We start from the raw sequence: 19,303 nt of genomic DNA on the forward strand, positions 1-19,303 counted from the left end.
CCTCGATTAGTCCGCCTGAACGCGCGTTTTCTCGTCCTCGTCTTCGCTCTCTTCGTTCGCTTCCTCCCACGCGAAGAGGGCGCGAAGTCGTTCGCCGACATCTTCGATTTCGTGGTTCTTCTCCGCCTGGTTCAACTGGGTGTAGACCGGCCGGTTGGCCTGGTTCTCCGCGACCCACTCGGTCGCGAACTCGCCTTCCTGAACCTGTCGGAGGACTTCTTCCATGTTCTCTCGAGCGTGGTCGTCGATGATCTCGTCGCCGCGAGTGAGGCCGCCGTACTCGGCGGTGTCGGAAACCGAATCCCACATCGCGCCGAGGCCGCCTTCGTACATCAGGTCGACGATGAGCTTCATCTCGTTCATGCACTCGAAGTAGGCCATCTCCTCGCTGTAGCCGGCGTCGACGAGCGTCTCGTAGCCGACCTTGATCAGCTGGGCGATGCCGCCACAGAGGACGGCCTGCTCGCCGAAGAGGTCCGTTTCCGTTTCCTCTTTGAACGTCGTCTCGACGACGCCCGCTCGAGTACAGCCGATTCCCTTCGCGTAGGCGAGCGCCCGGTCCTTCGCGTCTCCGGTCGTATCCTGGTAGACGGCGAGCAGTCCGGGGGTTCCCTCGTCGCGCTCGTAGTTTCGCCGAACCAGGTGGCCCGGCGACTTCGGCGCGATCATGGTCACGTCGACGTGTTCGGGCGGCTGGATCTGGTTGTAGTGGATGTTAAAGCCGTGGGCGAACTGGAGCGTGTCACCCTCCTCGAGGTGCGGTTCGATCTCCTCGTAGACGGCCGGCTGGACCGTATCCGGAACTAGAATGGACACCACGTCCGCCTGTTTCGCCGCTTCGGCCGCGGTCGCGACCTCGAGGCCCTCTTCGCGGGCGGGTTTGCGCGAGGACGAATCCTCGCGGAGGCCGACGATCACGTCGACGCCGCTTTCGTGGAGGTTCAACGCGTGGGCGTGGCCCTGACTTCCGTAGCCGAGGACGGCAACGGTCGAGTTTGCGAGGTGCGATTCGTCTACGTCTCCGTCGTAATAGATTTCGGTGGTAAAGTCTTCAGTCATCGTCTGCGTGTGGTTGTTGTGGTTGGGTTGGCTCGTTCTGGGCCGATTCTTCCGGCGGCGCTTCGCGGGCAGTGTCCGTCATTCCGCGCGCCAGCGCCGTCGTTCCGGTTCGGGAGATTTCGCGGATGCCGAACTGGCCGAACGCTTCGATCGCCGAATCGATCTTCTGGTCGCTTCCCGTGATCTCGATGGTCGCCGTCTCGGGAGTGGCGTCGACGGTCTTTCCGTCGAACATATCCGCGACAGCCGCGACCCGATCGGGACGCATCGCGTTGACCTTTACGAGCGCGAGTTCGCGACGCATCGCGTCGGGCTCGAGCTCCTGGACCGAAACGACCGGAACGAGCTTTCGAAGTTGCTTTTTGATCTGTTCGATACCGGGGTCGGGTTCCTCGACGACGAGGGTGATCCGCGCTCGGTCCTCGTCTTCAGTCGGGCCGACCGTGAGACTCTCGATGTTGAACTGTCGCCTCGAGAACAGCCCCGAAACGTCCGAGAGGACGCCCGGTTCGTGCTCGACGAGCGCCGAAATGACGGTTCGGCGCGGATCGTGCTGAGCCTCGACCTCGGGATCGACGCGAATCCCCTGTGCGGTGCGTCGTCCCTTTGGCGTGGGGCGTTCTTCGGGGGCTGGTCCGTCGAGTCCACCGCTCATAGCTGATCCTCCGCCAGTGCGAACTGGCCGTTGTCGCCGCCGCTTGGAACCATCGGGTAGACGTTCGCCTGCGGATCGATATGCGCGTCGATCACCGACGGTCCGTCGTAGTCGATCGCCGCCTCGATGGTGTCTGCGACCTCGTCGTACTCGTCGATTCGGAAGCCCTGCGCGCCGAACGCTTCGGCGAGCTTGTCGAATTCGGGCATCCAGTTGTACTCCGAGGCGGCGTGACGACCCTCGAAGAAGGCGTCCTGCCACTGTCGGACCATCCCGATGTACTCGTTGTTAAGCACCACGACGGTGATGTCGAGGTTTTCGCGAACTGCGACGGAGAGGCCCTGAAGCGTCATCAGGAACGAGCCGTCGCCGTCGATGCAGACGACCTCCTGATCGTCGTCGGCGGCGATCCGCGCGCCGATCGCCGACGGCAGGCCGTACCCCATCGTGCCCAAGCCGTGACTCGAGACCCACGTCCGCGGTTCGGTGTAGGTCCAGTACTGGCAGGCCCACATCTGGTGTTGGCCGACGCCGGTCGTCACGACCGCTCGGTCGCTGGTCGCTTCGTCCAAGGCTTCGACGACGAACTCCGGTTGGACCGGTCGGTCCTCCGGGGCGGCGTAGGCCATCGAGTAGTCGGATTTCCACTGCTGACACTGAGCTCGCCATTTGGTTGCCTGCGGCGAGGTTTCCATTTCCTCGGCCAGTTGGGTGACGACCGTTTCGGCGTCGCCGATCAGCGGATAATCCGCGTGGATGTTCTTCGAAATCTCCGCGGGGTCGATGTCGACGTGGATCAGTTCGGCGTCGGGCGCAAACGTCTCGATACCGCCGGTGAGGCGGTCGTCGAAGCGCGTTCCGATGCCGATCAGCGTGTCGCAGTGGGTGACCGCCATGTTGGCGTAGCCGGTGCCGTGCATGCCGGCCATTTCCATCGACAGCTCGTGATCTTCGGGGAACGAACCGATGCCGGGCATCGTCGTGATGACCGGAATCTCGTGTTCGATGGCGAACTCGCGACAGGCCTCGCTGGCCTCGCCCTTGATGACGCCGCCGCCCAGGAGCAAGGCGGGCTTGCTCGAGTTCTCGATCCGTCGAGCCGCTTGCTCGACGATTTCGGGATCCGCCCGCTCTTGAACCTCGTAGGTGTCCGGCACCTTCGGGTCGTCGGGCTCGTGATCCGTATCGGCTTTCGTCACGTCCTTGGGCAGGTCGACCAGGGTCGGTCCCGGTCGCCCCTCGCGGGCGAGTGCGAACGCTTCGCTCACGTCCGAGCCGACGGTGTCGGGGTCGTCCGAGAACGTGTTGTCCTTCGTGATCGGCGTCGTGACGCCGGTAGTGTCGGTCTCCTGGAACGCGTCGTTACCGACGAACTCTCGTGGAACCTGCCCCGTCAGTGCGAGCATCGGGTCTGAGTCCATATCGGCGTCAGCGATCCCGGTGACGAGGTTCGTCGCACCCGGTCCGGAGGTCGCCAGGCAGATTCCCGGCTCTCCCGAGACGATGCCATAGGCGTCCGCCGCGTGGGCGGCCCCCTGTTCGTGAGCCATCGTCACGTGATAGATGTCCGAATCGTAGAGCGCGTCGTAGACGGGCATGATCGCACCGCCCTGAACGCCGAAGGCGTACTCGACGCCTGCGTTCTCGAGCGCCCGAATCACCGACTGGGCGCCCGTCGTGACGGGTTCCTGTTCGGTGTCGGATTCGGCTCTCGAATCCTGTGTGGTCGCGGATTCGTCTGCGTGCTGTTCCCCTGTCGGCGGATCGTCCGTTTCGGTTGGTGATGTGATCGAGGAAGCGCGTTCGCTCATGTGGGTCCTCCCGCCGTTTTGCGGCGATTAGTTGTCATATAGTGTGTCGACTGCTGTGTGACTTGTCGCTGTGGAATCGATGCGAGGCCGGAACGAGAAGGAGGTGTGTGAGGGGCTAGACGGCCCCTACAATAGCGAACTGAGCGGACACGCCGGTGTCGACCGCACTGACCACCAACTGTGTGCGTGACCTCATTACCTCGACTGTAGCCATCTCGAGCGTCATAACTCTTCTGTGTCTTGTTCGGACGTGATGGTTCCCGTAGCCGATGCTCGGGAACGCTTGCAAACAGGGAGAACATCCCTAGGCGCGCACCTCCTCTTTGTCTGGTGTGCGCTCGACGTCCGCTTCCTCGGCGAAGCGCTCGAGGTCGCTGACGGTGACGCGGCGCTTTTCGGCGCCGTAATCTTTGACCCGTCGAGTGACCGCGCGAACCTGCTCGTCCGTGGGATCGAACCCGCGCTCGTGCAGGCGCTCGCGGACCGAGTGAGTGCCGGTGTGTTTGCCCATGACCAGTTTGCGTTCCGCGCCGACCATTTCGGGGGTCATGACGCCCGGTTCGAACGTATCGGAGTTCTCGATGACGCCTGCGGCGTGGATCCCGCTCTCGTGGGAGAAGGCGTTGTCGCCGACGACCGGCTTGTTGCCCGGGGTCTCCATCCCGCTTTTTTCCTCGACGATGTCGGAGAGTTCGGTGATTCGAGTCGTGTCGATACCGGTATCGACCTGATAGAGGGATTCGACGGACATGACGAACTCCTCGTAGGCCGCGTTACCCGCTCGCTCACCGATGGAGTTGACCGAAACCTGCGCCTGATCGGCTCCGGCTTCGATGCCGGCGATCGCGTTCGCGGTCGCCAGCCCGAAGTCGTCGTGGGCATGGACGTCGATCCGTGCGTCGGTGTGATCGCACACCTTCTCGATCATCGCCCGGAATCGGCCGGGCGTGGCGACGCCGCAGGTGTCGGGAATGTTGATCCAGTCGGTTCCTGCTTCGGTGACCGCTTCGATCACGTCGATCAGGAACTGTTCGTCGGTTCGCGTCGCGTCCATCGGGGAGAACATACACGTTGCTCCCGCGTCCGTGACGCGTTCGACCGACTCGACTGCGTTCTGTACGACTTGTTCTCGTGTGGCGTGCATCGAATCTTCGATCTGGACATCGCTCGTGCTCACGAAGACGTGAACCATTTCAACGCCGGAATCAAGTGCTGCTTCGATATCACCGTCGACGACGCGGGCTAACCCGCAGGTCGTCGCGTTGGTGGCCGAAGCAATATCCCGGACTGCCTCGAATTCGGCGTCGGAGTTGACGGGGAACCCAGCTTCGATCACATGGGTGCCCATCTCGTCCAGAATCGAGGCGATCTGGCGCTTGTCGTCGTAAGAAAACGACGTTCCAGGGGACTGTTCGCCGTCCCTGAGCGTCGTATCAAAGACTCGTGCAGTTTCGATTTCTTCAGTGGAATCTAACGTGCCCTGGAAGAACTCGACCGCCCTGACTGGTATCAGAGCCGTTGTCTGGTGAAGACATTGTATCAGTTTCGAGGTGCGACGATATATATAAAGCTAACGCTGTCAGTGCTTTTTCTCCGTCGGCTGTGAGCGTGTCACTCAGTCGAACGTCCAAAACCGCAAGACATCAACGTCCTAATACACCTTACTATTCCCCTATATGCTACCATACTGCCGGGCCGACTCGAGCAAGCTATCGCCCCGCGTGCGAATAATTCCGGGAATAATGTTGGGAATTGAACTGGGGCGACGCTCGCGCGCGATTCCGAGTGACCGTTCGACCAGTAAGGCTCGTGGCTGAAGACATAAATTGATCATACAGTCGCTTTTAATCCCCAAATTCCACAAATACATTACTCAGTATATTATTTCGATATCTATTCGGGCTAAGAAATTATTCGAGCGCGTTCTGGTGAGTTTCGTACCGCTCGACGTACCGTGACTCGCAGGACGAACAGCAGAACTGTTTGAGTTCTCCGTCGACCGTCGCAGTGACGCCGTTGCCCGTAATCGCTTTCCCGCAGACGACACACTCGAGAGAGAATCCGGTCGCGGAAACGCCGAGGGACCGACTCGAGCGATTGAGGACCGTCACGTCGTATCCGAGCAGTCGCGTCAGGTCGAGTCCGGACTCGAGCCAGGACCGCGCGTCCGTCTCGGGGAGCGTCGCGTAGACGATCAGCGATCCGTCGAGTCCTTCGAACACGTGTTCGGCTTCCTCGAGTGCGGCGACGGACTCGTACACGTCAGTAACCGCCTCCGGTTTCGGTTGCAATTCGATCAGGACGGGAAGCGTCCGCTCGAGCAACGATTGGTCGACGTCGACGGTAAAGCCCCGAATCACGCCCTGTTCCTCGAGTCGGTTGACTCGATCTGAGACCGCGGGCGGCGTCAATCCGACGTGGTCCGCGATGTCGCTATAGGGTCGTCGAGCATCGTTCGAAAGGAGCTGGAGAATCTCGAGATCGGTATCGTCGAGCGATCGCATACCGAAAGTAGTGGGCGGGATCATATCAGCGTTCCCCGAGCCGGTCGCAGTGGATCCGTCCTGGATCATACTCTCGGCTGTCCCTCTGTGAAGATTCTCGCACCACGGAGGCGGCGAGAATCTCGAACGACTTACAGCCGAGAATATCAATCCGCGAGCGCGCCTTCCTCGAGATCAAGCCACGAACTCGCCCAGCAATCGATCTCTTCGAAGACCGGCTCGAGCGATTCGCCCTTCTCCGTGAGGCTGTAGTAGGTCGCGATCGGCGCGTCTTCTTCGATGCGGCGATCGACGAAGCCCGTTTCCCCGAGGTCGTCGAGAACTCGAGAGAGGGTTCGGGCGTTCGCGCCGGTCGAGCGCTTGAGTTCGTTGAAGCGACGCTCGCCCTCGAGGAGGTCGTGCAAGACGGCGAGTCGCCACTGGGAGCCGATCTGCTCGAGCGATTGGATGACTGGACAGGCTTCGGCGTTCACTTCCTCGGCCGTAGAGTGCTTTTGGGCGGGTGACATCGTGATTACCTGGTAACCCGTATGCCTCGAAAGCGTATAGGGGTTCGGGAACGAACCAGCTAACACGAGGTTAGTACTCTGACGGCTGTAGACTTTGCATGCACAGGCCATCGGGACAACGGCTAGCGAACCGGGGATGAACCGACTACAGGCAGGGTACCGAGAGCACCACAATGACCGAAACACCACCCACGACGGGCTTGCACCACGTGACGAACATCTGTACCGACATGGACGAGACCAGGGAGTTCTACGAGGAGGTCCTCGGCTTCCACACGGTCAAGATGACCGAGAACTACGACGATCCGGGGACGCTCCACTACTACTTCTCGTCGACGCCGGAGGGCGAACCGGGGACGAACGTGACCTACTTCGAGTACCCGAACTCGCGAGGGCAGCCGGGACCCGGCGCGAGCCACCACTTCGCGATGGGCGTCGAAGACGAGGAGACGCTTCTGGAGTGGCGCGAACACCTGAAAGACCACGGCGTCCGCGTCTCGCAGGTTCGGGACCGAACGTACTTCAAGAGTATCTACTTCAGCGATCCCGACGGCCTGGTGTTCGAACTGGCCACCGCGGGCCCGGGCTTTACCGTCGACGAGGACGAACCCGGGAACAAGTTCGTCGACCCACAGGAAAGCTAACGGTGAGCGACGACAGAACACGTTCCATGAGCGACGATAGAGCGCGATCCACGGACGACAATAGAGCGCGATCCACAGACGATGAAACGGCCGAGAATGAGTCCGTCGAAATCGACGTGGACACGCTCGAGGGATCGCTCTACCGGGTTCTCTCGAGCGTCGTTATTCCCCGTCCCATCGCGTGGGTGTCGACGACCGGCAGCGACGGCGTCGACAATCTCGCGCCATACAGCTTTTCGACGGTCGCCTCCGTCAGTCCGCCGATCTTGCTGTTCGCGCCGGTCGACGACCAGAAAGATTCACCCCAAAACGTGGAAGAAACGGGCGAGTTCGTGTTCAACCTCGTCACCGAGGACGTCGTCGAACCGATGAACGAGACGGCCGCGACGCTCCCCGCCGAGGAAAGCGAGTTCGACCACGTCGGCCTCGAGCGTGCGGCATCGACGACCGTCGAGCCGCCGAGGGTCGCGGACGCCAAAGCCGCCTTCGAGTGTACCCACCACGAAACGATCGAGGTCGGCGGTTCGGTTCTCGTCCTCGGCGAAGTCCAGTACGTTCACCTCGATCAGGACCTGCTGGGCGACGACGAGAAAGTCGACGTCGCGAACGTCGACGCGGTCGGACGACTCGCCGGGAGCATGTACGCGACGACGCAGGATCGGTTCGGACTCGAGCGGCCGCCCTAATTTCACTTTTCGTTGCCGTCGGCGGCTTCTCGCTATCGTCCTCGAGTCAGTCGGGCGAATCGCTCGAGAGTAGCTCGTCGATTCGCTCGAGCGCGCGCAGGCATACCGGTGCCTGAACGGATGTGAGAGAATTCAGTTCGAACGTGATTCGACAGCGTCCGGACTCGAGGTCGTCGACGCGATGACCTGTCGCGGGGAGTCGGGCCACGTTCCACGTCCACCGCCGTTCGACGGGGTCACAGGACGTGACGGTAAACGGAATCCAGACGCCCGGCGGAACTCGAACTCGCCCCGTCGTCCCCTCTTCGAGTCGCCGGTGGCTCGCTTCGACATCGGTCACCGTCGGTGCCCACTCGAGCCACCGCCGGGTGTCGACCAGCAGATCCCAGGCGTCGTCGGGGTCGGCCTCGAGGACGTGGGACGCCTCGAGGCGGGGGCCACGCGACGTGCTGACGGTTCGGAGTTGGGTCATGGGTACCCCTACGACGGGAGGGAAGTTGGGTTTCGGTGTTCGTGAAGTAGATAATTCGGCTCTGTTGAAATCCTTTGTTGCGGACATTGAGTAGGACGGTCCTCAGATGGGTATTTGGCCAATCCGTTCGAAAAGTGACTCAAGACAAAATCGCCAGACGTGAGGAGGGTTTCAACAAAGCCGATCTATCCGTTTCTTGCCACGGTTGACGTGCGAGATACAGAGAAAGAGTTCAGCACTGCAGCTGTGTTTATTTCATGATGATGTTTGTAAACTATGAGCACGATACACGTCAATGTGTATCACGTAGTTGCCACAGTCACGTGATCGCGTCGCGATATGCTAACAGTGTTGTTAGGTGGTCCGTATCACGGACTGTCAGCTCAGTGTCGGGAATCTCAGCGCACAGTTCTTGGACACCATCAACCGGGACGTTCACGTCGTACTCACCGTGCCAGAATTGAATAGGGACCTCAACCTCACCCAGGTCGAATCCCCATGGTTCCGCTAACAGCTGGAACTCAACAACGGCACCACTCGCACCTTTGCCAACTGCCTCAACGAAATCGCGCGCTACCAACCGTGCGTCTGCATCAGCCACCTCATTCGGGTTAGCAGTGAACTGCGAGACGATGAGTGACGGAGATCGTTCTGCGAACCACGCCTGCATGCGGAACAACCCTCCAAGGAGTCGTGGCGTCCGCCGGGCCAACATGGCGATCCGCCGTTGGGTTGCGACCGGTTTTCCCATTCTGTGTGGTGTTGCGCCGGATATGATATGGACCTCACGAATACGGTCTGGATGTGTCGCCGCAGCTGCAAGTGCGTGTGGGCCTCCACCAGAGAAGCCGATGATTCGCGTGTTCTTGATATCACGGGCATCCAATAGATTAGCGACGATCGTTCCAGCATCGGTCAACGTACGCTCCGGCCACGAGGTCGATTGGCCGTATCCTGGTCGATCGGGCGTCAGTACTTCGAGTTCCGCTCGTTGCGCGGTACCGTCGAATATCCTGCCAAGAAGCCGCGAGCCAGGCGTCCCGTGAAGAAATACAACCGGCTCCCCTTCGGAATCGCCAAACGTGTTAAAACTAACTGACTGATCGCGTACCATCACCTTCCCTGTTGACCCGTCTGTCATTGGTAGTAATTTCCCCACAATCAGATTGAGACTATTCCCGGATCAATACGGTTATTTATATAGAAATTACGTTACTACCGGATGTGAAGCGCGTCACGTTCCGTACGGAATACGCTGAACCGGTGCATCCGATACAGGCAGCCGTTAATGACGCTGTTGCGACCACCCGGGCGGACCTACTGTACTGGAGCCCGACAGCAGATGGGACCGCACTTGTATGGTTTGACGCTAACCCGGCAGCGGTCGCGGAGATACTAGACAGCGTCGACACGGTTACTGACGTGTCACTTCACGACGACACGACGGGGACGTACGCGCTCATTGAGCAACCTCACCTCAAACTTCGGCCGGCAGTGCTGGACGTTGTTTCAGACACGGTGGTTGCGTTCCCACCGCCAACCGTGTTCCATGGCGACGGAACGGTTCGGTTCGACGCAGTTGGTTCTTCACCAGCACTGAACGATCTCCATGACCGCCTCCAAGAACTCACATTAGTGTGTGTTGAGGCAGTCCGTGAGTATCGGCCGTGGTCATCGTCATCAGTGCTTACCAACCGGCAAGAGGAGGCACTGGCGGCTGCAGTTGCTGTCGGATACTACGAGATACCACGGGAGGGGGCTGTTTCCGACGTGGCCGAAGCTATCGATTGCTCACATAGCACGGCAGGCGAACTGCTTCGGAAGGCCGAGCGGACAGTGTTGACCGCGGTCATGGACAAATAACGGGTAATTGGCGATCGGCGTATTACTTGTGCTACCTCCATCTTCAAATAACTACAATCGATCTCTGTACTGTACTGACCGATCACTACACTTCACAGATCGGCTCTCAGTTCGTGCCACATTCGCACTGTGTATCTTGCACGGCACCACGAACATCATCTGAAATTGGCAGAATGCCAGCGATCAGTTCGCACTCTCTATGTATCGTCTTACCTCAAAGGGCATAGTCTCTGTTTCTTCAGCCACCCATAGTGTTGCAACATCCCTTATATGACTAGTACGGCAAATGCAATATGTGACTAAGTCAGTACTCCATCTGTTTTAATAGTTAGTGGGTTGAAGTGCTGGATAAGATGGTAAATTTAGCATCATCTGGTGCGGAATTCGTGACACGTCGTGCCCTTCTTTTGGGAACTAGTGCTGTGCTAGTGGGGTCTGCTGGGTGTACAAATTTCATGAGCCTTTTTGGAGATCTGCCGCTCGAGGACGTTACAATTGTTAACGCTATAGACGGTCGTGGATCTGGATCGATTGAAGTGCTAGATCCAAACGATGAACAAGTCCTTGACGAGCGATTCGATGCCGAGGGTGGTGCTGTGCTTCCCCCGGACGGTGACGTTGATGACGATCAAACCAGCCGATACGAGGCTGTTCTTACTACGTCCGGAACGTACACGATCTCGATCGAACTGGATGAGGAGAGTGAAATTGAAAGTACCCCAGAGCTTGATACGGAGGTTGTTATTGACGATTCTGATGCCGAGCATATCATGATTGCAATTGGTGCTGAAGAGACGGCAGAGCCAATAGCTATCACAGTCATCGAAAACCTCGAAGATATCACAGATTGGGACTCCTGTGTTGTGGGCTGTTGAGGGCCCGAATAGAGTTTCTCCGACGTGGCCAACTTGACGATAGAATGCCGGAGTGCCGAAACACATTTCATCAGTAGCACTCTCAGTACTTCACAAAGCTGTTAGTTGAGAGGTCTGCTTGTCTGAGTTGTGACCAAACAAACAGAGCCGATAATTCATATCGATGATCGGTTTTCGCCTCGTGTGCGTCGGTCACCGCTCCGGGAACAGGAAAGTTATCACTCACCAATCAAAATAGACGAACGTGACAGATTCGATTTCGAGACGACGCGTTCTCGCGGGAGCGCTCGCACTCGGCGTCGGCGGACTCTCGCTGTCGGCCGCGAACGACCTTCTGGAGGACTTCGCGCCGCTGTCGGGGGACGCGTGGGAGGCGGCGGACCGAACTCTCTCGGAGTCGGTGACGAGCCCGTACGGCGAGGCAAACGTGACCACCGACAACCACGGCGTCCCGCATATCGAGGCGGATGGCGAGGAGGCCGCCTATTTCGCCGTCGGCTACGTGCAGGGGTTCGACCGTCTCTTTCAACTCGACCTGCAGCGGCGGTCGATGCGCGGCCGACTTTCGGAAGTCGTCGGCGAAGACCTCCTCGAGGGCGACGAGTTTCACGTCTCCATGGACTTCCTCGGCGCGGCGGAGGCGACGTGGGACGAACTCGAGGACACGACGGCTGGAACGATGCTCTCGGCGTACGCCGACGGGGTTAACGCCGCGATGGAGCGCGAGGACCTTCCACTCGAGTTCCGGTTGTTGGATTATGCTCCCCGCGAGTGGACGCCCGTCGATTCGCTGTTGATGGACAAGCAGATCGCCTGGGATCTGACGGGCAATTTCGACGAACTCCGGCGAGCAATCATCGCGGACCGTCTCGGCGAGGACGTCGTCGAGGAGCTGTTCCCTGACCGGATGGACCACGAAACGCCGATTATTCGAGGCGAAGACGATGTCGGGATTGCATCGTCGAACGACACCACCTCCGGCGGCTTGCGTTCGGCTGGCGCGTCCGTCACGGAGTGGCTCTCCCGCTTCGAATCGCCGACGGGAGTCGGCTCGAACAGCTGGGTCGTCTCCGGCGAACACACCTCGAGCGGAACCCCAATCGTCGCGAACGATCCGCACCTCGCGTTGATGACCCCGGCGCTGTGGTACGAACAACACATCGAAACGCCCGAAGCGTCGATCCGCGGGGTGACGTTTCCCGGAATTCCGTTCGTCATTATCGGAGCCAACGCCACCGGCGCGTGGGGGTTCACCAACGTTGGTGCGGACGTCCTCGACTGTTACGAGTACGAAATAAACGAGGACGGCGACCGATACAGGTACGAGGGCGAGTGGCGCGAGTTCGAGACCCAACAACGAAATATTCCGGTTGCCGGCGGCGAGGATCGGGCGCGGACTATTCGGAAGACGATCCACGGACCCGTTATCGAGCGCGAGGGCGAGACGGTCGGCGTCGCCTGGACCGGCCTCTCGGCGACCCGGACGGCGGAGGCGATCTACGACCTCGGGCGAAGCGACGGCGTAGCGCAAGCGCTCGAGGCGTTCGAACTGTTCGACGCGCCGACTCAGAACGCGGTTTATGCGGACGCCGACGGACGAACGCTGTACGCGATGACCGGTCGGCTTCCGATCCGCAGAATCGACGCTGAGGTCGTGGACGGCAATCGGCTCTTCGACGGCTCCGCGGGCGAAGGCGAGTGGGACGGATACACGCCCTACGGGGAGTCCTCCTGGGACGGGTTCGTCCCGTTCGAGGAGAAACCGCACGTCGTCGATCCAGACGTGCTGGCGACGGCGAACCAGCGCGTCCTCGACGATCCCGACCACTACGTCGGTACCGCGTACGCGGACCCGTACCGCGGACGTCGCATCTACGACGTGCTGGACGAACGCGTCGACGACGGAGAGCCGATCGACCCGGAGGATCACCGCGATTTACAGCGGGATACCGTCGACGGCCGCGCCTCGCAACTCGTTCCCGAATTGAGCGCATCGGTCAATTCGGCTGATTCGGACGCTACTCTCTCCGATGAACTCGTTGAAGCCGCCGAACTCCTCGAGAACTGGGAATACCGAATGGACAGAGAATCGGAGGGAGCGCTCGTCTTCGCCCGCTGGCTCGATCACTTCGCGAGCGTTGTTTTCGAGCCCCAGTTCGGCGACGCCGATCTCGACGAGTCGTACTACCCGAGCGACTGGATCCTCGCGACGCTTCCCGAAGACAGCGAGTTCTTTGCGGAGACCAGTCGGGGACGGGCGATGGTCGATGCACTCGAGGCGGCTCTCGAGGAGATCGATGACGCGGGGTGGGAGATCTACGGCGACTGGAACACGACGAGGGCGATCGAACATCCCCTCGGCGTCGAAGCCGGCTTCCTGAACTACGAGGAACTCGCCGCGGACGGCTCGAGCGCGACGGTGAAGAACTATCGCGTGGAGTCGGCGGTCGGAAGCGGGTGGCGAATGGTCGTCGAACCCGGCGGCGAAGCCACCGGAATCATCGCCGGCGGCAACTCCGGCGATTTCTTCTCGCCCCACTACGACGACCAGTTCGAGCCCTGGGTGAACGGCGAGTACAAACCGATGGACCGAACGATCGAAGGTGACCGCGAACTCGAGTTCGTGGAGGGATCGACGTGAGCGAAGCGAATCCAGCCCGAAATCGAACGAGACGGGCGCTTGAGGGACTCGAACGCGTTCGAAACGAACCCCGAATCCACGTTCTCGCGCTCGGTGTCGCCGCCATTATCGGGCTCGCCGTGGCTTCGGTACACTGGTTCGGACTCGTCCTCGGTGGGATACTCCTCGGGTTCGTTTCGCCGACGCTTCCGCGCGCGTTCGGCTACGCGATCGCGTTCGGAGCGGTCGTCTCGATCGCGTTCGTTCTCACGCTCGGGAGTTCGGCGTGGTTGCTCCTCGAGATGACCCCGATCGTGTACATTACGGCCGGAAGCGCATTCGGCCTTCCGGCGTTCGGTTCGCTCGTCAGAGGACTCGCATAGCCGGTTGTTCGGTTCGGACGGAAAATGGGCTGTTGAACGAAACGGCTGATACCGCGCGTTAGTCGCGGTTGAATACGCTTTTGATTCGCGAGACGATTCCACTGTCGTCGTCACGGTCCGCGTTTCGGCCGTTTTGTTCTTTCGGCATGTATCGGCATAGAACCCTTTTCACAAAAAGCTGTGTCATCAAACAACACGCTGATTCTCTGTCAGAGGGAGTACTGTTTTTCCCTCGCCCGCCGTAGCCCGACTCATGAAGTACACGACACTCGGCGAGACGGGAATGGAAGTCAGCCGGCTCTGTCTGGGCTGTATGAGTTTCGGCTCGAGCGACTGGCGAGAGTGGGTCCTCGAGGAGGAACAGAGCCACGAGATAATCGACCGTGCGATCGATCTGGGTATCAACTTCTTCGATACCGCGAACATGTACTCGTACGGCGAATCCGAACGAATTCTCGGCGACGCACTCGAGGGCCACCGCGAGGAGTCGGTTGTCGCGACGAAAGGGTACTTCCAGATGCGCGAGGACGACCCGTTCTCGGGCGGACTCTCGCGAAAGGCCATCGAACAGGAACTCAACGCCAGCCGGGAGCGCCTCGGCATGGAGACGATCGACCTCTACCAGATCCATCGCTGGGACGACGAGACGCCGATCGAGACGACGATGAGGGCGCTCGACGACGCGGTTCGGCGCGAGAAGGTTCGGTACCTCGGCGCTTCGTCGATGTGGGCCCACCAGTTCGCCGAAACGTTGCACGCGAGCGACCGGCTGGGTCTCGATCGGTTCGTCACGATGCAGAATCACTACAATCTCGTCTACCGCGAGGAAGAGCGGGAGATGCTTCCGCTCTGTGAGAACGAAAACGTCGGCGTCCTCCCGTGGTCCCCGCTCGCACGCGGGTACCTCACGCGACCCCACGAGGACGTCGACGCGACTACTCGCGGCGAGACCGAGGAGCACCTCTACGATCACCCCTACCGCGACGGCGGTGGACCGACCATCAACGAGCGGGTCGCGGAACTCGCCGACGAAAAGGGCGTAACAATGGCTCAAATCTCGTTAGCCTGGTTGCTCCACAAAGACCGGGTCGACGCGCCGATCATCGGGACGACCAGCGTCGAACACCTGGAGCAAGCCGTCGAAGCGCTCGAGATCTCGCTTTCCTCGTCCGATCTCGAGTGGCTCGAAGAACCCTACGAGCCTGTGCCCGTCTCCGGCCACTCCTAAAATTGTTCCCAGAGCCGTCTAAATGCCGGATATCTGCAGAATCGGTACTTCGACGCCTCTCGCAGGGTGATACCAATATACCGTTGGGCGACGTAGGAGTCCTATGAGTACTCCGGTAAAACGATTTCTCGTGATGCTCGGCGGTTCAGTCGTCGGTGCCGCGGTCCTCACCGTGTTTCTCGCACCGGAAAACGCCGTGATGGCGATCGCGACCTTCGCAGTCATCATGATTGGCGGAGCGACCCTGTCGTATGTGATCGGATTCCTTGGAACGTCCTGGGACGACACCGCCTACACGGAATACGATGAAGCCGGCGAGGCACCGGAAGATCACACTGCGGCGGCCCAGACCGACGCCGAGGAGTTTCAATGGATGATCCGTGAGGGGATCGGTGTGGCGATCGCATCGCTGTTCGGGCTCCTCCTGTTAGCGGTGTTCATGCTCGAGGAGACACGGATCGCGTCCTCGCCCGGCTTCACGACCGGAAATATCGAAACGCTAACGCTCATCGCCGTGCTCGCGGTGGCCCTGGTGGTCGTCGGCCTCTGGAGCTGGCGCGGAACGCCAGACGATAGCGGATCGACGTCTCGAGACGCCGATGATACTCGCCGCTAGCTCATGAACAAGCGCCGCCCGGCGCGCTCGTGGCGCATCCCCATTATCTCGGTGAGCGGCGCGAACGAAGCCATCGCAGAGATTTCGTCGTCAACGTGTCGCTCGCAGATTTCCGAGACGATCGGAAGGAGGTCGGCCAGTATCGCCTGAATATCGGTGTGACTGAACCGGCCCAGACGCTGTGTCGCACCGAGGACGCCGGTGACGAACGAGTACGCTTGTGCGAGACAACCCTCGAGCCTCGACAATCCGCTTTGTTGGGCGACGACGCCGAACACGACCGGATAGTGACCGGGCGTCTCGCCGAGGTCGATCGCCTCGGCGTAGACCCGCTCGAACGACCGCTCACCGCTCCCTGAATCAGTCGACTCATCCGTTCGAATTCGATCCCCGTCGACGAGCACGAGCTCGGACAGCTGTCTGCCCGCTTTGGTCGAACTCTCGCGGAACTCTTCGGCCATCGTCACGGCGTGGAGGCGCTCGTCGACGGAGACGAGCGCGTCGAAATCTTCGTCGTCGCACGCTTCGTGTGCCCTCGCTACCGCAACGGTTTCACAGGGACCGACGATCCGCTCGAGATAACCCCTGATGATCGCCTGTAGCTCGTCGGCGTCTTCGATGCGGTCTTCGTTGAGATACTGTTCGAGACCGTAGGACGCGGTATAGCCCCCGATCGGCAGGAACGAGTCCGAGAGACGGAGCGCGGTCAGGAAGGGGGCTGGCTCAGTCGCCATGGTGGTCGTGGCCGTGATCGTGTCCGTCGCCCTCGTGAGAATGGTGATGAGTGTGACCCGAATCGTCCTCGTGAGTATGCTCGTGGTCGAAACTCCCGCCACCGGCAGGCTCCGCGTCGAGATCGGTCACGAACAGCTCCGCGTCGACGGTTACCTCCCGAACGGTCGACCCGGGAACGACGTCGACGACGACCCGTTCGACGATATGGCGGTCGGCCTCGAGCGGGACGTAGACGGCTCCGTCGTCGATTGCGAGATCCCAGTGTTGATTCCCGACGCGGTGGCCGAGTTCGACGGCCGCCTCGAGCGATTCCGCCGTCGGTTCCGGTAGTTCGACCGCGAGCGCCTCGAGCGGTTCGAACGCGACGACGATCATTCGCTCGTCCTCGAGGACCAACACGTCGCCGATCGACAACGCCGGCGTATCGAGAACGATGCCCACGTCGGTTCCGGCGTCGGTCGTCGTTCGGAACCGTGATCGCTGTCGCCGGTCCGCATCGATCACGACTCGCTCGAGCGTCCCGTTTTTCGCGTGGCGTTCTCGCTCGCGGTCGAGCTCGTCGTCGGCGTGGACGTTTCCGAGGACGCCGTCGATTTGCTTCATTAGTACCTCCGGTCGGCTGGAATGCCGACCTCGAAGAACGCCAGTCTCGTCTCGTCCCACGCGTCTCGGATTGCGTTCGTCACGTCGAGTTGGCGGTAGCCGAGAACTCGGACGACGACGCCGACCTCGTGTGGGAGCGTCGAAACCCCGACGAGCGTGGAATCGAGCGCGTCTCCCCGCCCTTCGGTCTCGTCCGCCCTCATCGATTTTTCGCGGCGCGGTTGGGCTTCGCCTCGAGGTGTTTCCTCGAGTCGATCGTGAATCCGATCGGTCAACGCCTCCGAATCGCGGTCGGGAGCGAACACGTACAAGGAGCCGATCACGTCGTACTCGCCGACGCTAGTCGAATCCCGCGGGTCGCGTTCGTCCGGCCGAATGTCGACCGTGTCGGCACAGACTAATTTGCCGTCGTGTTCGGCTTCGACTCGAGCGTGGTAGTGATCGAAGTCGAACGACTCGTGCTCGCTCAGGCCGTCGGGAACGAGGACGTCGCCGACGAGCACGATCGCGTCGTCCTCGAGATCCACGCGAACCGTCTGCAGACATCGTGCATCCTCGTTGACGATCGTTGGGCCCGGGACGTACTCGAGGTAACTCCCGGACTTGGCCTCGAGCGTCGCGTCCAGGTGGGCGTAGTTCGCTCGCATACTGTGGACCTTCGTCGCGCTCTGGGTGGTAACGTTCGCCCGCGCACCCGATCGGGCATCTATCTCCATCCGATGACGATCTCCCTGCGCGACGCCGCCCGTCGGTTCCTGTGCGATGAGCGTCGTGAGCCCCGGTACCGGGTCGGTTTCTAGCGTTCCCGTCAGGTGGTACGGAACGATGACGTGATCCCGGACGAGGCGAGTTTGATTATTGGTTCCCGCGCGTGCGAGGGTCGCCTCGAGCAGGCCGTTCTTTCCCGGTCCGCCAGCAGGGGCTTGCTCGAGCGACTCTTCGGCGTAGGACTCGAAGGCGGGCGGGAGCGCCGGAAATCGGCCTCGACGCGACTCCTTCGCACCCGTACTCACGCGAACAGCACCTCGCGTTCGACGTGCTCGAGCACGTCGTCGATCCCCTCTCCGGCTTTGCAGTTGGTGAAGACGAAGGGGTCGTCCCCGCGGACGGCTCCCGCGTCGCGTTCGATCACGTCGAGGTCTGCGTCGACGTGAGGGGCCAGGTCCGTCTTGTTGACGATTAGCAGGTCGGCCTGGGTGACGCCCGGACCGCGCTTTCGGGGGATGTCCTCGCCCTCCGCGACGCTGATCACGAAGACGAAGTAATCCGCCAGTTCGGGGTTAAACGTTGCGGCGAGATTGTCGCCGCCGCTCTCGACGATCACTACGTCCAGTTCCGGATGGGACTCGGTGAACTCGTCGATCGCCGCGAGGTTCATCGACGGATCCTCGCGAATCCCCGTGTGCGGACAGGCACCGGTTTCGACGCCGTCAACGAGGTCCTCGGGGATCATGTCCGCGAACGACTCCCTGAACACGTCCGCGTCCTCCTGGGTCATAATGTCGTTCGCGATGACGCCGACCTCGTAGTCGCGCTCGACGAGCGCCGGGACGAGATGTCTCACGAGTGCGGTCTTTCCGGAGCCGACGGGCCCGCCGATACCGATCTTCGCGACGTCTCGGTACCCCATTATTCGACCTCCGTTCGTTCGGTTGCCTCGAGGTCGTCCGGGTCCTCAAGGTCGTCCAACTCTTCGAGCTGCTCGCGCGTATCCGCCCGAATCGGGTCGTGGATCGTGACGAGTTTCGTCCCGTCCGGGAAGACGGGTTCGATCTGGACCATGTCGACCATCTCCGGAACGCCGTCCATCACGTCCTCGCGGGTGAGTAACTGCGTCGCTTCGGCGCGGATCTGAGAGACCGATTTTCCGTCTCGAGCGCGTTCACAGACCCAATCTGAGACGTACGCGACCGTTTCGGGATGGTTTAGCTTCACGCCCCGATTTTTTCGTCGGCGGGCGAGTTCTGCGGCCATGAAGACGGTGAGTCGTTCCATCTCCTTGGGCGAGAGCATCATCTGTCGGTCACCTCGAGAGCGGTC

Annotated in this window: 21 protein-coding genes; 8 read left to right on the top strand and 13 right to left on the bottom strand. The window is 60.8% G+C overall.

Annotated elements, in window-relative coordinates:
- Window positions 1–6: 6 nt before the first annotated feature.
- From ilvC to QNM96_RS00110, 6 genes are all read right to left on the bottom strand, one after another.
- Complete coding sequence (ilvC, locus tag QNM96_RS00085) at window positions 7–1,059, bottom strand: ketol-acid reductoisomerase (protein ID WP_283833970.1); 1,053 nt, start codon at window positions 1,057–1,059, stop codon at window positions 7–9.
- On the bottom strand, window positions 1,052–1,714 hold the full coding sequence (gene ilvN / locus QNM96_RS00090; RefSeq protein ID WP_283833971.1) for an acetolactate synthase small subunit: 663 nt from the start codon (window positions 1,712–1,714) through the stop codon (window positions 1,052–1,054). The genes ilvC and ilvN overlap by 8 nt, the downstream gene beginning before the upstream one ends.
- Window positions 1,711–3,525 (bottom strand): biosynthetic-type acetolactate synthase large subunit, encoded by a 1,815-nt coding sequence (gene ilvB / locus QNM96_RS00095; RefSeq protein ID WP_283833972.1) that lies wholly within the window; start codon window positions 3,523–3,525, stop codon window positions 1,711–1,713. The genes ilvN and ilvB overlap by 4 nt, the downstream gene beginning before the upstream one ends.
- A 304-nt stretch (window positions 3,526–3,829) precedes the next feature.
- Window positions 3,830–5,038: a 2-isopropylmalate synthase gene (locus tag QNM96_RS00100; RefSeq protein ID WP_283834966.1), complete on the bottom strand. Its 1,209-nt coding sequence runs from the start codon at window positions 5,036–5,038 to the stop codon at window positions 3,830–3,832.
- A 397-nt stretch (window positions 5,039–5,435) separates the two neighbouring features.
- Window positions 5,436–6,029 (bottom strand): AsnC family transcriptional regulator, encoded by a 594-nt coding sequence (locus QNM96_RS00105; protein WP_283833973.1) that lies wholly within the window; start codon window positions 6,027–6,029, stop codon window positions 5,436–5,438.
- Between the two features lie 146 nt (window positions 6,030–6,175).
- Entirely contained in the window at window positions 6,176–6,538 is a 363-nt protein-coding gene (locus QNM96_RS00110; RefSeq protein ID WP_283833974.1) for a helix-turn-helix domain-containing protein, read from the bottom strand.
- A gap of 173 nt (window positions 6,539–6,711) precedes the next feature.
- Between QNM96_RS00110 and QNM96_RS00115 the strand changes: the two genes are divergently transcribed.
- Window positions 6,712–7,182 carry a VOC family protein gene (locus QNM96_RS00115; RefSeq protein WP_283833975.1) on the top strand — a complete coding sequence of 157 codons (471 nt, stop codon included), beginning with the start codon at window positions 6,712–6,714 and terminating at the stop codon, window positions 7,180–7,182.
- Window positions 7,183–7,208: 26 nt separating this feature from the next.
- Entirely contained in the window at window positions 7,209–7,868 is a 660-nt protein-coding gene (locus tag QNM96_RS00120; RefSeq protein ID WP_283833976.1) for a flavin reductase family protein, read from the top strand.
- Between the two features lie 46 nt (window positions 7,869–7,914).
- Here the strand turns inward: QNM96_RS00120 and QNM96_RS00125 are convergent, their stop codons facing one another.
- Window positions 7,915–8,340 (bottom strand): SRPBCC family protein, encoded by a 426-nt coding sequence (locus QNM96_RS00125; protein ID WP_283833977.1) that lies wholly within the window; start codon window positions 8,338–8,340, stop codon window positions 7,915–7,917.
- Between the two features lie 319 nt (window positions 8,341–8,659).
- The gene (locus tag QNM96_RS00130; RefSeq protein WP_283833978.1) at window positions 8,660–9,481 is read right to left on the bottom strand and encodes an alpha/beta hydrolase; all 822 of its coding nucleotides are present in this window, start codon (window positions 9,479–9,481) and stop codon (window positions 8,660–8,662) included.
- Between the two features lie 83 nt (window positions 9,482–9,564).
- On the opposite strand from QNM96_RS00130, the gene QNM96_RS00135 reads away from it, so the two are divergent.
- The 6 genes from QNM96_RS00135 (at window position 9,565) to QNM96_RS00160 (ending at window position 15,925) form a co-directional block, all read left to right on the top strand.
- A complete protein-coding gene (locus QNM96_RS00135; RefSeq protein ID WP_283833979.1) occupies window positions 9,565–10,203 on the top strand; it encodes a helix-turn-helix domain-containing protein in 639 nt (212 codons plus the stop codon).
- A 455-nt stretch (window positions 10,204–10,658) separates the two neighbouring features.
- Complete coding sequence (locus QNM96_RS00140; protein ID WP_283833980.1) at window positions 10,659–11,078, top strand: hypothetical protein; 420 nt, start codon at window positions 10,659–10,661, stop codon at window positions 11,076–11,078.
- Window positions 11,079–11,322: 244 nt separating this feature from the next.
- A complete protein-coding gene (locus QNM96_RS00145; protein ID WP_283833981.1) occupies window positions 11,323–13,719 on the top strand; it encodes a penicillin acylase family protein in 2,397 nt (798 codons plus the stop codon).
- Entirely contained in the window at window positions 13,716–14,081 is a 366-nt protein-coding gene (locus tag QNM96_RS00150) for a hypothetical protein (protein WP_283833982.1), read from the top strand. The genes QNM96_RS00145 and QNM96_RS00150 overlap by 4 nt, the downstream gene beginning before the upstream one ends.
- A gap of 253 nt (window positions 14,082–14,334) precedes the next feature.
- Window positions 14,335–15,309, top strand: coding sequence for an aldo/keto reductase (locus QNM96_RS00155; protein WP_283833983.1), 975 nt, complete (start codon window positions 14,335–14,337; stop codon window positions 15,307–15,309).
- Between the two features lie 103 nt (window positions 15,310–15,412).
- The gene (locus tag QNM96_RS00160) at window positions 15,413–15,925 is read left to right on the top strand and encodes a hypothetical protein (RefSeq protein WP_283833984.1); all 513 of its coding nucleotides are present in this window, start codon (window positions 15,413–15,415) and stop codon (window positions 15,923–15,925) included.
- On the opposite strand, the gene QNM96_RS00165 is transcribed toward QNM96_RS00160, so the two are convergent.
- The 5 genes from QNM96_RS00165 to QNM96_RS00185 are packed head-to-tail and all read right to left on the bottom strand — an operon-like array spanning window position 15,922 to window position 19,279.
- A complete protein-coding gene (locus tag QNM96_RS00165; protein ID WP_283833985.1) occupies window positions 15,922–16,659 on the bottom strand; it encodes an urease accessory UreF family protein in 738 nt (245 codons plus the stop codon). The two genes, QNM96_RS00160 and QNM96_RS00165, sit on opposite strands and share 4 nt — an antisense overlap.
- Entirely contained in the window at window positions 16,649–17,263 is a 615-nt protein-coding gene (ureE, locus tag QNM96_RS00170) for an urease accessory protein UreE (protein WP_283833986.1), read from the bottom strand. The genes QNM96_RS00165 and ureE overlap by 11 nt, the downstream gene beginning before the upstream one ends.
- Window positions 17,263–18,276 carry an urease accessory protein UreD gene (locus tag QNM96_RS00175; protein ID WP_283833987.1) on the bottom strand — a complete coding sequence of 338 codons (1,014 nt, stop codon included), beginning with the start codon at window positions 18,274–18,276 and terminating at the stop codon, window positions 17,263–17,265. The genes ureE and QNM96_RS00175 overlap by 1 nt, the downstream gene beginning before the upstream one ends.
- Window positions 18,273–18,893: an urease accessory protein UreG gene (gene ureG, locus QNM96_RS00180; RefSeq protein WP_283833988.1), complete on the bottom strand. Its 621-nt coding sequence runs from the start codon at window positions 18,891–18,893 to the stop codon at window positions 18,273–18,275. The genes QNM96_RS00175 and ureG overlap by 4 nt, the downstream gene beginning before the upstream one ends.
- On the bottom strand, window positions 18,893–19,279 hold the full coding sequence (locus QNM96_RS00185; protein ID WP_283833989.1) for an urease subunit gamma: 387 nt from the start codon (window positions 19,277–19,279) through the stop codon (window positions 18,893–18,895). The genes ureG and QNM96_RS00185 overlap by 1 nt, the downstream gene beginning before the upstream one ends.
- Window positions 19,280–19,303 lie beyond the last annotated feature (24 nt).

It is taken from the genome of Halostagnicola sp. A-GB9-2, from assembly GCF_030068615.1.
Classification (GTDB): Archaea; Halobacteriota; Halobacteria; order Halobacteriales; family Natrialbaceae; genus Halostagnicola.